This is a genomic window from Prevotella sp. FD3004 (assembly GCF_000746155.1).
In the GTDB taxonomy this organism is placed as follows: domain Bacteria; phylum Bacteroidota; class Bacteroidia; order Bacteroidales; family Bacteroidaceae; genus Prevotella.
Genome location: NZ_KN050819.1, coordinates 338,990 through 353,343, shown reverse-complemented (window position 1 = coordinate 353,343; position 14,354 = coordinate 338,990). Strand labels below are relative to the sequence as shown.

Annotated in this window: 15 protein-coding genes; 10 read left to right on the top strand and 5 right to left on the bottom strand. The window is 48.9% G+C overall.

Annotated features, from left to right (window positions below; all coding sequences use genetic code 11):
- The 4 genes from T325_RS12425 to T325_RS08470 form a co-directional block, all read right to left on the bottom strand.
- On the bottom strand, positions 1-1,173 hold a 1,173-nt coding region (locus tag T325_RS12425; protein ID WP_197051333.1), incomplete at its 3' end, for an Ig-like domain-containing protein.
- A 74-nt stretch (positions 1,174-1,247) separates the two neighbouring features.
- Positions 1,248-2,648, bottom strand: a complete 1,401-nt coding sequence (locus T325_RS08475; RefSeq protein WP_036912450.1) for an Ig-like domain-containing protein — start codon at positions 2,646-2,648, stop codon at positions 1,248-1,250.
- Between the two features lie 148 nt (positions 2,649-2,796).
- Positions 2,797-2,898 (bottom strand): smalltalk protein, encoded by a 102-nt coding sequence (locus T325_RS12720; RefSeq protein WP_156097665.1) that lies wholly within the window; start codon positions 2,896-2,898, stop codon positions 2,797-2,799.
- A 73-nt stretch (positions 2,899-2,971) separates the two neighbouring features.
- A complete protein-coding gene (locus tag T325_RS08470; RefSeq protein WP_036912448.1) occupies positions 2,972-3,508 on the bottom strand; it encodes an HU family DNA-binding protein in 537 nt (178 codons plus the stop codon).
- A 283-nt stretch (positions 3,509-3,791) separates the two neighbouring features.
- On the opposite strand from T325_RS08470, the gene T325_RS12865 reads away from it, so the two are divergent.
- From T325_RS12865 to T325_RS08420, 10 genes are all read left to right on the top strand, one after another.
- Complete coding sequence (locus T325_RS12865; RefSeq protein WP_036912445.1) at positions 3,792-4,004, top strand: DUF4248 domain-containing protein; 213 nt, start codon at positions 3,792-3,794, stop codon at positions 4,002-4,004.
- A 595-nt stretch (positions 4,005-4,599) separates the two neighbouring features.
- Entirely contained in the window at positions 4,600-5,568 is a 969-nt protein-coding gene (locus T325_RS08460; RefSeq protein WP_156097663.1) for a hypothetical protein, read from the top strand.
- A gap of 181 nt (positions 5,569-5,749) precedes the next feature.
- Entirely contained in the window at positions 5,750-6,127 is a 378-nt protein-coding gene (locus T325_RS08455; RefSeq protein ID WP_156097662.1) for a hypothetical protein, read from the top strand.
- A gap of 6 nt (positions 6,128-6,133) precedes the next feature.
- Entirely contained in the window at positions 6,134-8,371 is a 2,238-nt protein-coding gene (locus T325_RS08450; protein ID WP_036912438.1) for a hypothetical protein, read from the top strand.
- Positions 8,368-8,946 (top strand): D-Ala-D-Ala carboxypeptidase family metallohydrolase, encoded by a 579-nt coding sequence (locus T325_RS12930; protein ID WP_051949799.1) that lies wholly within the window; start codon positions 8,368-8,370, stop codon positions 8,944-8,946. Before T325_RS08450 ends, T325_RS12930 begins: the two co-directional genes overlap by 4 nt.
- A gap of 203 nt (positions 8,947-9,149) precedes the next feature.
- Positions 9,150-10,079: a hypothetical protein gene (locus T325_RS12710; protein ID WP_036912435.1), complete on the top strand. Its 930-nt coding sequence runs from the start codon at positions 9,150-9,152 to the stop codon at positions 10,077-10,079.
- 289 nt (positions 10,080-10,368) lie between these two features.
- On the top strand, positions 10,369-10,581 hold the full coding sequence (locus T325_RS08435) for a hypothetical protein (RefSeq protein ID WP_036912432.1): 213 nt from the start codon (positions 10,369-10,371) through the stop codon (positions 10,579-10,581).
- Between the two features lie 450 nt (positions 10,582-11,031).
- On the top strand, positions 11,032-11,244 hold the full coding sequence (locus T325_RS08430) for a helix-turn-helix domain-containing protein (protein WP_036912430.1): 213 nt from the start codon (positions 11,032-11,034) through the stop codon (positions 11,242-11,244).
- A gap of 12 nt (positions 11,245-11,256) precedes the next feature.
- The gene (locus T325_RS08425; protein ID WP_036912427.1) at positions 11,257-12,666 is read left to right on the top strand and encodes an McrB family protein; all 1,410 of its coding nucleotides are present in this window, start codon (positions 11,257-11,259) and stop codon (positions 12,664-12,666) included.
- The gene (locus tag T325_RS08420) at positions 12,659-14,068 is read left to right on the top strand and encodes a 5-methylcytosine restriction system specificity protein McrC (RefSeq protein WP_036912426.1); all 1,410 of its coding nucleotides are present in this window, start codon (positions 12,659-12,661) and stop codon (positions 14,066-14,068) included. Before T325_RS08425 ends, T325_RS08420 begins: the two co-directional genes overlap by 8 nt.
- Here T325_RS08420 and T325_RS08415 read toward each other — a convergent pair.
- Positions 14,063-14,302 carry a hypothetical protein gene (locus tag T325_RS08415; protein ID WP_036912423.1) on the bottom strand — a complete coding sequence of 80 codons (240 nt, stop codon included), beginning with the start codon at positions 14,300-14,302 and terminating at the stop codon, positions 14,063-14,065. The genes T325_RS08420 and T325_RS08415 overlap by 6 nt on opposite strands.
- Positions 14,303-14,354: the final 52 nt, after the last annotated feature.

Genomic DNA, 14,354 nt, shown 5'->3' with positions numbered 1-14,354 from the left:
GGCGGGCAGTTTGGGCGCTGTGGTCAGTTTTTTGCAGCTTTCAAACATGCAATAATAGCATTCTTCTGCCAGCGTCTTGGCGGGCAGCTCTGGCGCTGTGGTCAGGCTTTCGCAGCCTTCGAACATACTACTATAGCACCCTTTTGCCAGCGTCTCGGCGGGCAGTTTGGGCGCTGTGGTCAGTTTTTTGCAGCTTTCAAACATGCAATAATAGCATTCTTCTGCCAGCGTTGTGGCGGGCAACTCTGGCGCTGTGGTCAGGCTTTCGCACCAATCGAACATGTAACCATAGCACCCTTTCTTCATTGTCGTGGCGGGTAGTTCGGGCGCTGTGGTCAGGTATTTGCAGCTCCAGAACATGCCATCATAGCAGTATTCTGTCAGCGTTGTGGCGGGCAGGAAAATCTGGTGATCGGCATCCTTATTCTTCAGATTCGTTTGATTAATGAACATCCACTTGAAGGCATAGTCGGCTGTCAATGTCTTATTGGTGGGGTAGTTGTCCTTGTTTATCAGGCTCATCACGTTGCCGTAAGCAAAGGTCTCGGCTGAGAGCTCGAAGCGATAACAATCGATATAATTATCAGCCCCGTACGCCTCGTTTGTGCCTCGGAACGAGATCTTGTCGCCCGCGGCAGCCAGCGTAACACCATCCGCTGTCAGGTCGTTCTTCCATGTGATGCCGCCATCGAGCGAGTACTCCACGTTGGTAGCAACGACATCGCTATTATATTTATTAAACTTGACGGTCACGCCAGCTTTGGCGGCCTCGAAGGTGAGCGGTGTCTCCAGGTTGATCACCACGCTGACGTCGCATGTGGCCTTCTTGCTGCCCGCCTTGGCGGTGATGACGGCCGTTCCTGCGCCCACGGCATGAACCACACCCTCATCGTCTACCGTGGCGACACTCTCGTCAGACGACGACCATGTGACATCAAAGTCTTCAGTGTCAGCGGGACTTACCGTGGCTTCGAGCGTCACCTCTTTACCGATGCCGTAAGCCATCTCCAGCGTCGACTCGTCGAGTGTCACAGCCGTTACGGCTATTTTTGCGGGGTCGTCATTTGGTGTTGGATTATCCGTTTCGCCCAATAGTTCGTCGCACGATGTTTGCATCATGGTCATTGCCACCAGCAACGCCATACAGGAAAGTTTCTTGATTGTCAGTTTCATCTTGTTTATTGTTTTTAGTTTTCCCCAGCGCATTCTCGACGCAGGGGATTGCTGTTTTTTGTTGCGCTGTTGGGTTATTCTGCTGCTGCGGCGGCGATGGTCCAGCCAGCGGGGATGCCTTTATTGCCTTTTATCCAGGGCACATTCGTATTGATCTGGTCATCATCAGCTGTTCCTGCCAGATTGCCATTCATATCTGCTATGTAAGCCGAATAAGCGCTGTTGATATAAAACGTCTTTGTCGTTACGGATTCATCTGTGCCAGCACCATTGAGCCACTTATAAAGGCAAAGATCTGCACTGAGATCCGTAGCCTTACAGGTGACGCTGGACAATTTCTTACAGCCAGCGAACATCCAATTATAGCACCCTTCTGCCAGCGTCTCGGCGGGCAGCTCGGGCGCTGTGGTCAGGCTTGTGCAGTCATAGAACATGCTATAATAGCACCATTTTTTCAGCGTCTTGGCGGGCAGCTCGGGCGCTGTGGTCAGGCTTGTGCAGCCATTGAACATGGCAACATAGCAGTTTTGTGACAGCGTCGTGGCGGGAAGTTTGGGTGCCGCGGTCAGGTTTATGCAGTCTTGGAACATGCTATCATAGCATCCTTCAGCCAGCGTCTTGGCGGGTAGCTCTGGCGCTGTGGTCAGGCTTGTGCAGCCATAGAACATATAATTATAGCACCATTCAGTCAGCGTCGTGGCGGGCAGGAATATCTGGTGATCAGCATCCTTGTTCTTCGTTTGTTCACCAAACATTCCTTTGAAGGCATAGTCGGCTGTTAACGTCTTGTTGGTGGGGTAGTTGTCTTTGTTTATCAGACTCATCACGTTGCCGTAAACAAAGGTCTCGGCTGAGAGCTCGAAGCAATAACAATCGTCAAAAGAACGGCTTCCGTACGCCTCGTTTGTGCCTCGGAACGAGATCTTGTCGCCCGCAGCAGCCAGCGTAACGCCAGCCGCTGTCAGGTCGTCCTTCCATGTGATGCCGCCATCGAGCGAATATTCTACGTTTGGAGCAACGATATCCTCATCATATTTATTAAACTTAACGGTCACGCCAGCTTTGGCGGCCTCGAAGGTGAGCGGTGTCTCCAGGTTGACCACCACGCTGACGTCGCATGTGGCCTTCTTGCTGCCAGCTTTGGCAGTGATGACAGCCGTTCCTGCGCCCACAGCATGAACCACACCCGCGTCGTCGACCGTGGCGACGGTCTCGTCAGACGACGACCATGTGACATCAAAGTCTTCAACGTCTGCGGGACTTACCGTCGCTTCGAGCGTCACCTCTTTACCGATGCCGTAAACTATCTCCAGCGTCGACTCGTCGAGTGTCACAGCCGTTACGGCTATTTTTGCGGGGTCGTCATCATGCGCCGGATTATCCGTTTCGCCCAACAGTTCATCGCACGATGTTTGCATCATGGTCATTGCCACCAGCAACGCCATACAGGAAAGTTTCTTGATTGATAATTTCATTTTGTTCGGTTTGTTTTTAGTTTCAGAGTGCAAAGATAATTAAAGATGAGCGAATTACCAAATTTTCACGCAAGAAATTTGTCAGTTTCCGTCCCCAGAAAAAAATCATCCCCAGCGTCGGGGAAACGCCGGGGATTCTTCTTTCGTTCTACGCACCTGCGCACGAGGTCGTGCCGAGGGCGGTCACAATGGCCGTGAATACGGTCGCAATCATCTGTGCGATGAACTTGATGGTCTCTTTCTTGCTCATAATTCTTTCCTTTTTTTTGGTCGCTACGCCCTTGTAAAAGAAAGCGCCGCGGCGTGATCATTTACTCCCTTTTCTACTCCCCCTCGTGCGATGCCACGGCATACGAGCTGATGGGAATCTTCTCCTGATACTTCACCTTCTTGCCGTTGACCGTCTTCTCGCGCGATGCCACCACATAGGCCGCCTTGAAGGTACACTCTTTCTTCAGCGCCCGACTCGTCAGCTGCTCGCCCTTGGTGTTCTCGGGGATGAATCTGAGGTGCACGCCCTCGATCATGTTGTCGATGCCCACCTCGAGCGCCTTCTCTACCGAGGGCTGCGCCTTCTTGCCGTCGCTCTCGATGCTTGGCGTGAAGGTGCCGAATCCGTCGAGTTTCACGGGCTGGCCCTGTACGGCCATCTCCTTCAGACACGCCACGATGTTCTGCAGCACGAGCACCGCCATGGGGTAGTCCACCAGTTTGCCGTGTTCAGAGAGGTGTTTGGCGAAACCCTTCAGGCTCAGCGGCTCACGCGTGTCCGCCTCGGGGTAGTACTTGCCGTAGGCAGCGTTCAGCTGGTTGGTGTTCTTACGCAGGTTCACAGGAAATGCAATAACTTCTGTTGCCATAATCTTGTTTGTTTTTTGTTTGTTAATACTGTTTGTTCTTTTCTTTTCTCTCACGTTTTGCTCACTCGGTGGCGCCGTTCCTCGTTTGCGATGGCAAAGTTACGAAATAAATTTAGACCCTGCAAGCTTTTCCATACACCGAAACAACGTTATGCAACGTTATGCGATGTTATCCGACATTCTTCGATGTTACACCAAACATTTTGCGCTTTTTTCTTGCATATCTCGCTGGATTTTCGTATCTTTGTACCATCAAACAAGAACAACGAAAAACGTAACCGTTATGAATCAGACACAACCCAGAACCCAGGCCACATTCGGCCGCACAGAACTCGCCCAGCAGTATTTTCCCTACATCCAGCCGTGCAACGCCTACCAGAAGCTGCGCTCCCTGCTGCTCGACGACCCCGAGCTGGCGCACCTCGCCCAGCAGAAGCGCCGCACCTTTCTCCCCTCCGAGGTAGCCGCCATCTACAGCCGCCTGGGCCGCCCCTGAGCCCGCTCAGGGGAAAGTGGGGGTTTCGATAAATGAGATCCTCACTTTGCTCGGAGCCCTCTCTGACGTGTTATTCTGCGCTATCCTGCTCTTTACCCCTGAAACCCTTTGATTTGTTGCAGTTGTTGCAGTGTTGCAGTTGTTTGAGAGCTTAGCGCACCCCTAAAAAAAGGTCTATATATTATATATATTATATATATATATAAATATATAGAATTTACTTTTCACTTTTCTCACTCCCTGATTCGAACTGCAACACTGCAACACTGCAGCAAAATGCACGAAAATCTTCGGTTTGAATTTTCATCAGACTTCAGACTTGTATATGGGATAAAAGTTGTATCTTTGCACACGTAAATTGAAAACAATGATTGAAGAAACCATAAACATAAAAGCCACCTTCGGGGGTGGCTTTTAAAATGGGTAGTGTCGATATAGTCTTGCCCTCTCGGGATTCTGCCCGGATAGCCAGAAGCGAACTTCTGACGGTGCAAAGATAAGGAGTTTTCCTGAAATTTGCAAGTTTTTTTGGATGTTTTTGAAATCCAGATAATATAACAAAACTAGAAATAACCAAAAACGGAAACTTAAGATTATGAAGAATTTAACAGCGATTGGGACCGACTGGCTCCAATGTAAGGGAGCCTCTGCAGCGAACGGCAAAGACTCCCGTAATCAGAGAAGAATGTGTGTGACAGAGGCCGACGCGCTGCTGAACATGATGAAGAAAATCATAGCAGGCGAGGCGCCCGAGAACTACGACCGGTTCTACCAGGCACACAAAGACGTGTTTAACATGACAGCCGTAAAGGCCGACTACGAGCGGATGAAACAGTGGTACGGCCACGTGACCCTCGAGAGTCTGAAAGAGCTGCAGACCATGGTAGTGGCCGACTTCCTGAAGAAAGACCTGCTGCGATCGGACCGAGCGCCGACGAAGCGCGAGCTGCAACAGGTGAGGCTCGACAAGGTAGAGGAGCTGCTGCCCGCCGACTATGAGCTGCCCGAGAATTTCAGTCATCAGTGCGCCAAGTTCCGGCGGTATATCTCGTGGGACGGCGACATCCTCGTGATCAACTACAACGACTACGGGCGGTTTATGTGCCACAACCTGACCCGCCTGAGCCTGTACGACCTGGTGAGCCTGTTCGAGTTCGACATCCTGCTGTCGCTGATCCATCAGGACATGAGACAGATGGCGGCAGCCGAGTTGCGCCAAGAACCCAAGCGCGAGTCCCGCAGCGAGCCCAGGAGCGCGCCGACGGCAGTGGCCGACTTCGGTCTGCTGGTATGCAAGCCCGAGAAGGCTGCCCTCGTCACCCGACGGCTCCACGAGCTGATGGAAGGCAAGACGCGACCCAAGGACGTGCTGATGCCCGTCAGGGCGGCGATGGACGCCGGAGCCCTGCGCCGACCCACCTGGCCCGAGTTCTGCAACGAGTTCGGACGTGGCAGGCTGCGATGTAAGTCGTCGCTGAGCAACTACACCCAGCCCGACATCGCGCCCTATCAGGGCAGCGCGTTCGACGAGATGGTGAAAGAGTTCCGCAACCTGATTCTCTAACACGCTCCCTTCCCCCGAAAGCGGGGCGTTATCATGGTCTTTCATGGTCATGTCTGGTCGTTTCTGATCGTTCAGGAATGACCAGATTTTTTTCTTCTCCAAACCAGATGATCTCCCTATCTTTGCAGCGTCTTAAGGATCCGTGAGACACTCTGAACATTTTAAAAAAAAGAAGAAGAAAATGGAAACAAGAACAAGTAAACTATTCGGCAAACAAGTGATGGTCGACGGCATGATGGCCTTCGGCAAGTTGGAAAACGGACTGCGCATACTCGACTTCGAGTGCTGCGAGGACGTGGTGATGAAACCCTTTGCGGGCACGTTTAAGGTGCAGACGATGCGCGACGGCAATATCTACCTGACAGAACAGCCCCGCCGCCCACGCAACAAGGCCCTCTTCCGCGAGGACAACAGCTCGCTGTCGCTGGGACAGAACGGCAAGTACTACTTCGTGTTCTCGCTCGACGAGCAGCGTGTAGGCGAACTGCCCGAGCGCCTGATGAGCCAGGCAGGTCTGATAGCCAGGAAGATGATTCGTGAACTCGTGAAAAGAAACTGAGCGGCTATGAGCGTACACATGATCTATATGAAGGATGGGGCCAAGATGATGCGCCCCGTCCTCAGCCGCGAAGAGTATCTGAGCCTGCGCGACAGCGACACGCAACGGACCGTGCTGAAAGCCGTCCGCGCGGGCGACGCCAGTCAGAAGAACCGGCTGATACAGATGAACTACTCGTGCGTGCCCAACGACGACGGGACGCTGAGAGGCGCGAAGACACCCTCGCGGTCGGTAGGCATGGACATCGACCACATTGCCGCCGGCCAGCTCGAGGCCGTGAAGCGCCGCATCCTCGACCGCAGGGAGCAGCTGGGACTGCTGATGCTCGAGCGCAGTGCCCGTGGCGAGGGCTTTCACCTGGCCTTCCGCCGCCGCGAGGATCTGTCGCAGGAAGACAACCTGCGCTGGGCCAGTGAGCTGCTGGAGGTGGAGTACGACAAAGGCGCGAAAGACATCACCCGTGTGTTCTTCTCGACAACCGCCGACGCCAGTGAACTGCTGCTGCTCGACGACGCGCTGTTCGACAATTCTGCTGCAGTGTTGCAGTGTTGCAGTTCGGAAAGTCCTGTTCAGTCAGCCCAGCCAGCCGACACCGCCTACGACCCAGAGGCCAGCTACAACGGCATCCTCTTCACCGACATCATCGCGAAATACTGGGAGATGTATAACAACGGCCACAAACCCGTGGAGGGCGACCGCAACGCGCTGACCTTCGAACTCGCCGCCACGCTGCGCGCGGTGTGCGGCTACTCGCTTGAGGCACTGATGACCATAGTGCCCAACTACTGGGAAGCCCCCGACGGCAGCTGTTCGCAGCAGGATAGGGAAGAGTGGCGCAAGACCCTCGAGAACGCCCTGAAAGAGCCCAGGCGCGGGCTGTCGCAACGGCTGAAACAAGTGCTGCAGGCCCTTCAGGCACAGTCGGTGGTCAAAGCCTGCGGAGGCACCCTCACGTCGCCGCCACCGCTGCCGAAGAAGCTGCCGCCGCTCGTCAAGCTGCTCACGCGCAACGTGCCCGACATCTACAAGCCCGCCGTGGCCAGCTGCGTGTTCCCCGCCCTGGGCGCCCATCTGCACGGCGTGAAGTTCCGCTACTGGGACAACGTCGACCACGAGGCCACGTTCATGAGCATCCTCATCGGCCGCCAGTCGATAGGCAAGGGCTCTATCAAGAAACCCATCGACTATATCATGGAGGACATCCGTCTGCGCGACCTGCCCAACCGTCAGCGAGAGAGCGACTGGAAACAGAGAAACCCCGGTGCCCGACAGAAGAAAGACGCCCGACCGCAGGACATCTGCATCCAGATGCTCATCGACAACCTCACCGACGCGGTGTTCAACCAGCGCATCGTCGATGCCCACAACAACGGCCAGCGCTATATCTACACCATCGTCGACGAGATAGAAGCCCTGAAGAAGGTGACGTCGAAAGGGTCGGCCGACGAGGTGGGACTGCTCATCCGCAAGGCCTTCGACAACTCGCTCGCCGGTCAGGAGCGCGTGGGAGCCGACTCCGTGTCGGGCATAGCCCCGCTGAGGTGGAACTTCAACGCCTCGACCACGCCGCCCAACGCCCGCAAGTTCTTCTATAAGATGGTGAACGACGGCACGGTGAGCCGACTCGACATCGCCACCATCGTGCGCAGCGACGAAGATGACGACGAGGCACCCATCCTGGGCATCTACGACCACAGCTTTGCCGAAGAGCTGAAACCCTACATCGACCGCCTCGACGCGGCGAGCGGACTGATAACCTGTCAGGCGGCGAAACGGCTGTCGCTGGAGATGCGGCGCGAGAACAGCGACACCGCCCGTCTCTACGAGAGCGAGGCCTACAGGGTGTTCTCCTACCGCGCCAACGTCATCGCCTGGCTGAAAGGCATGGTGCTCTACGTGGCCCACGGCTACAAGTGGTCGAAGGAGATAGCCGAGTTCGTGCGCTGGTCGCAGCAGTACAACCTCTGGAACAAGATGCTCTATTTCGGCAAACAGCTCGAGCGCGAACTGCTCAGCGAAGAAGAGATCGAACGGCAGTCGGGCCCTCAGAACCTCCTCGACCTGCTGCCCGACGAGTTCACCACCGAACAGTATCTCCAGATGCGCCAGAGCCAGGGCCGCAGCGGCAGCGGCGAGTCGACCCTGCGCTGTTGGACCAGCCGAGGCTATATCGTCTTCGACGACGTGAGCCGCACCTATTGCAAGACATCCGAATACAAAGTTAAAACCCACAAACCACAATGAACAAGACCAATCTCATCCGACTGTCGGAACATTTCACCCTCGCCGAACTGTGCAAGACCAGTCACACCACGGCCACGGGCAACACCCCGCCACCCGCGGCGATCAATAACCTGAAGAACCTCTGCGACAACTGGCTCGAGCCCCTGCGCCACAGCTATAACACCCGCTACGGCGACCCCGACGAGCCCCTGATCATCAGCTCAGGCTACCGCTCGCCCGAAGTGAACCGCAAGGCAGGCGGCTCGCCCACGAGCAACCACACCACAGGCTGCGCCGTCGACATCCGCTGCCTCGGCCTCGAACAAGCCATCCGCTACGCCGCCATCCTCCTCGACCTCGCCGACACCCGAGGGCGTGAGTTTAAAGGCGCTCAGGCTTCCGAGGGCTCTCAGGTTTCCGAAGGCTCTCAGCTCGAGGGTTCACAGGCTCCCGTCGCCCCTCAGGTTCCCGAGGGCACCCTCGAGCCCGACTTCGACGAACTCTTCATCGAGCGCAGTTCCCGCGGCACCTACTGGCTCCACCTCGCCGTCCGTCCCACCGCCAACCGCCACAAAACCGCCTTCGTGCAGACGTGAGGAAACTGATTATACCACTGGACTCGCGTCTTGAGGGTCCAGTGGTGTTTACACAAAAGCGTCAATAGGGATAGTTATTTTCATGCTACAGATAGCAAAATCCATAAAAAATCATAAATCCAGTTGATATACTACAAAGTTTTGTCTGAAATTGCGAGAAAGTGAAAATAGTTCACTACTTTTGTAGCATTAAACTGAGATATATGGAAGATGTAAATCGTATCAAGTTGGTGTTGGTTGAGAAGAATCGAACTAACAAATGGTTATCGGAAAGAATGAGAACTATGTTGAAAACCACTATGATAGGGAATAATATGAAGAAAACTATTGTCTTATCATTATTAATTTGTGTATTCGCCATACCCATTCAGGCAAAGACGACATACATACCAACTTATGATAACCATCTTCTATTGATAGAGAATGGCGAAGTAGATTCTCTTGCAAACAAGGCGCACTCGCTTATGATGTCATCAAAAGACGGACTCATTATTTGCACTTTGGCACAGCAGGTCGTATCAGAAGATTTGGTGCGTGACATAAAAAGAGCAAAGAATGCAGCTGGCTGGGCAATGGTTGCAGCAGCCTTTTCGTCTGCATCAGAGGGTATGGCTCAAAGCCAAATGAATAGTGGGCATGACAAGGGCTGGGCGATGCGGAACTATGTGGATGCTAGAGACAATACAAAAGCTTCTCTCGCTGCATCCGCTGATGCCAAAGCACAGGCTGAAGATTTGAAAACGCTTCTTCTCGATCTTGTTATAAGGAACAAATCTGAAAAGGAAATGCTCATTACTGATATGGATAGAGGGTTGGTTTGGTTTGTCCTACCTAACTGTGAGGTACGTCTACCTTTGTTGAAAGATGAAGAATGTCATTTCCGTATTTCATCATGCAATCCCTTGGATGAGAATGTCAAGTACATCAATGCATTGGGTACAAGCACATTGGAGAAATACACCGTGGGTTTGGAAACAGACATATCATGGTATGTACCCATCAGCAATAAGGTCTTAAAGGGATTGAAATTTGAAACCGACCAACGAAATGGTTATATAAAGATTGATAAAGAGACAATGGCTATGAGCGTCGTTTCTGAAGAAGAATTTAAGGTCATCAAAGAAAATCAATAATGATATGAGTAACAAAGAGCTTGTACCGAATTCCGAAGACCGCATTCTATTGTAAAAGTCAGAACCCAGTGAAGTATATCAATATGTGATAATTGCCATGCGAAAGTCAGGAAACATGATAACCGATGATGCCGTAAAATGATTACAGACATCGAGAACCATCATAAGTAATCCAGAGGGTGTGAAAACACCCTCTTTTTAAAATTTTCAAAATCCAATGCCCAAATATTTGACGGTTTCAATAATAATCGCTACCTTTGCAGGCATCAATAATTAAATAAATAATAAAATGGAAAAGAAAAATTCAATCGATCGTCGCAATATCGACGAGCTGACAGAAGAATTGTCTAATAAGTACGGCGAGAAATGGAATAGTATTATGAACAAGAAGGTAAGCGAACTATCTCGTAGTGAGTTTGTAGATTTACTCAAAACCGCTCTTAAAGGCATAAAGGAAGCCCGCGCCAAGAAAGATCAAGCCGAGGAGAAGGAAGAAATGTAATAGAAGGGAGAAATAAGGATGTTAAAGAAGAAAAAATAATGAGAAGTCTATATTCCCGTTGACTGGAAATATACGGAAAACCCGATAATCTTTATGGTGATCCTATATATCTTTTGATAAATGATGAAGGAAAGTACTATACTGACCTCCTCGACCTCGCCGACACACGAGGGCGTGAGTTAAAGGCGCTCAGGTTTCCGAGGGCACCCTCGAGCCCGACTTTGACGAACTCTTCATCGAGCGCAGTTCCCGCGGCACCTACTGGCTCCACCTCGCCGTCTGTCCCGCCGCCAACCGCCACAAAACCGCCTTCGTGCAGACGTGAGAATGGTGAAAACGCTCGAAAATATGATTCCTTTTTAAATTAAATAACATTAAAAGGCTTTCATAAGTAAAAATGCTATCTTTAGACCGTTGTGCTAAAGGTAGCATTTCTTTACCTTTGCAACCATGAAAACTGATGTAAATATTACTTTCGGAAAGCGTGTTGCTGAATTACGTAAGAATGCAGGTTATTCACAAGAACAATTTGCATTTAAGTGTGAGGTGGATAGAACCTATATTGGCACTATTGAGCGTGGCGAAAAAAGTCCTACGCTCAACACCATTGATAAGATAGCTAATGCATTAGGTATTTCGAAAAGCGAATTGTTTAATTACTAAATTATAAATCATATGGAGTTGAATGCTTTTGTTGACGCAATAAAGGAATATGCTCAAAGCGTTGGTTTTGTTCCAGAAAAGAACGGAATATGGAGAAAGGACATAAACCGCCCTTCTAATGAATTTGAAAATGTTGCCTATTGTGGCTTCATCAGAGAAGGTCAGGAACCAAGCGGTCCTTATAGCGATTTCTCTCTTTGCTTCATGCCAGAGAAAACAAATGATGATACAAATAGCATTTCTGCATGTGCTATAGTCCTAGTTGTTGGTACCCAACAGTTCATGTATGATGGCGCTATAGCACAATCGCCGTTTACTCGTAGAAGATTCCTTCGATTGAACTCGAACTCTCGCGTCTATTATAAGAGTGATTTCAGCAACATTACTGACCGGCTCCCAGAACTGACTACAAAGCTAAAAGAAGAACATCCACGCATTCGCCAGTTTGATGAACGTTTTGGTCCATTGGTTGTAGCCTTCGAGGTTGTGGATATCAAGAATGATTTCACAGTCGAAGATATACCTTATGAGTTCAAAAAGTGGATTTGTGCTTATGCTGAGTTCAGAGGCTGGCCCACAAATGATACACAACGAAAAGAAGTCGTGGATGTATTAGATAAGTTAGAATCTATTAATTCGAAGAAGTCGTTGACAGAAGATGAAATATACAAGATTCTTTTGAGAGACAAGTACATCATACTTCAAGGGGCTCCTGGAACAGGAAAGACTTATACAGCATTGAATATTGCTGAGAAATTTAAAAACGTGAAGTTTACACAATTCCATGCAGAAACTTCATATTCTGATTTTGTATATGGAATCAAACCGGATACCGCATCGAATACATTAATATATAAGGACAATCCTGGTGTTTTGTATGAGGCTATAAAGGAGGCAAATACAGGCAAAGACGTATTACTCATTATCGATGAGATTAATAGAGCAAACCTTTCTAATGTACTTGGACCAGTATTCTATTTGTTTGAGAAGAACACAGGTAACAATCGTAAGTACAAGATTAAGATTGGTGATTTAGAAATCGACAAGTTGCCAGAGAATCTATATGTTATTGGCACGATGAACACAGCAGATAAAAGTCTGGCTGTTGTCGACTTTGCCCTTCGCAGACGCTTTACGTGGATTACGTTAAGACCTCAGGTAATAGACCACAAAGATTTCAGAAAAGAGGAATTCCTGGAATTTGAAAACATGTTTATGCGTCATGCTACTGACGAGGAATTAAATCTTCAGCCTGGCCAGTCCTATTTCATTGCAGCAGATGATGAAGCCATGAAGCAAAGGCTGAAATATGAGCTGATGCCGCTTATCAAAGAATACATTAACGAAGGCTTTCTGCCTTCGGCAAAAGATGAATTTGTGAACTACTTTTACAACAAGATTGGTGAACTGATGTATGAGTAGAGCAGAAGCAAGGGAACGCAAACAATTGCTTAAACAGATGGCTGACAATCTGAAGACTAATATAGATCTTCAGAAAAGGCAGTTGCGTCCTGCTATTTTGTCTCTTAAGGTATTGAGTGAAAAAACGATATCTTTCAATGAGCTAAAGAAAGATTGGAAAGGTATTGATACTCGAAAAGATGCTGAAAGACATATCATCGAGTTTATAAATATTAATTCACCCGTTTTCGATTTTCTTGGCATTAACACTCAATTAGCGCGTGATTCGAATGGTGCAAGTGCCATCCAATTCACCACATCAAAATACGCTGGCTGTGTTCCGTTATTGTCGCCAGGAACGGGTATGCCTTATGGCGAGCTTATTGTTGAAGGTTTATATGGTGAAAATCTTTCAGAACTTATTTCTGTTATCAAGGAGGACCTAAAAATAGAATATGACGAACGATTTCAGATAAATACTATCAACACCGTTAAACCACCATTATATTTGGAATGCCAAAAGTTTATCGATAAGTACATAGAGGCAAAGCGTTATCATTGGAGAAAATTCAAAAATGTAGAGGTGAATCAACTCTTTCCTAATTCCTCAACAAGATGGGACAAATACGCCGTAAGAGATATTGACCCGTGGTCTGCATTAAAATATCCCAACAGGAATAATACTCTGACATGCGACCATGAAGAATGGAGAGCTTTGACGTACATACTTCATCTGAGTATTAATGAGATTATGAAACCCTCAACGCCTCTACGTTCAAAAGCTCCATATCTTTCCCAGATATCATTATTAAGCAAACAATATGATGTAAATAGGCTTAAACCTGTAACATCTATTCCACTTCGCACGTCAGACCCTGCAATCATCAAAGAAACAAAAGAAATAGGGATGAGAATTTTGCAAAACAATGTAAGTTCAAAACGAGCATGGAGAATTGATTATTCCGAATTCTTTGAAAGATATGTGCAATATGTTCTAAAACAAGTTGCAGGATTAAAGGGCGCAAAATTAGATAGTAACAAAAAATATCGTATTGGTGGAGAAAAGACTGCTTGGACGCTCAGCTATCTTGAGCCAGATGCGGTTATGTATAAGGGTGATGTTCAGTATATTATCGATGCAAAATACAAATCTCACATGTATAATGTGAATCGAATGGGCGAAGATTTGAAAGAAACTTTCCGCGAGGATTTCCATCAAGTATTAGCATACTCATCGTTTGGTGGAAACAAGCAAAAGCACGTCATGCTTATCTATCCTTCCAATTATTTCGTTTCCCGTGAGCTCAATGTATATAGTGGCATTAATGGTTATTCTGCAAAAGCATACCTTATTGGTATACCGTTGCAGAAATCCGAATTAGAAGAGACTAAGAGAAATTTATCCCAATTAATATCATTATAAGTCTCTCATCCACCATTCGCCAGCGTGAAGCTCTAGAAATTCTTCTCTTGTAAACCAAGCGTAATCATTCCAATCTGTAGAATTTCCATACTTATCTTCTTTAGAAGAATACTCTAGCCAGTGGGTACTACGAAGTATACCGCCAAGATAGTGTGTATACTGGAGCTCATTATCAGGCTCATTCTTTAACTCGTCGAGCATCTGCTCTGTTGTAATCCATTTCTTTTCGTTCATAACTTCTAATCTTTTGCAGCAAAGGTAGAAGATCGTTTTGAAACGAAAAAAT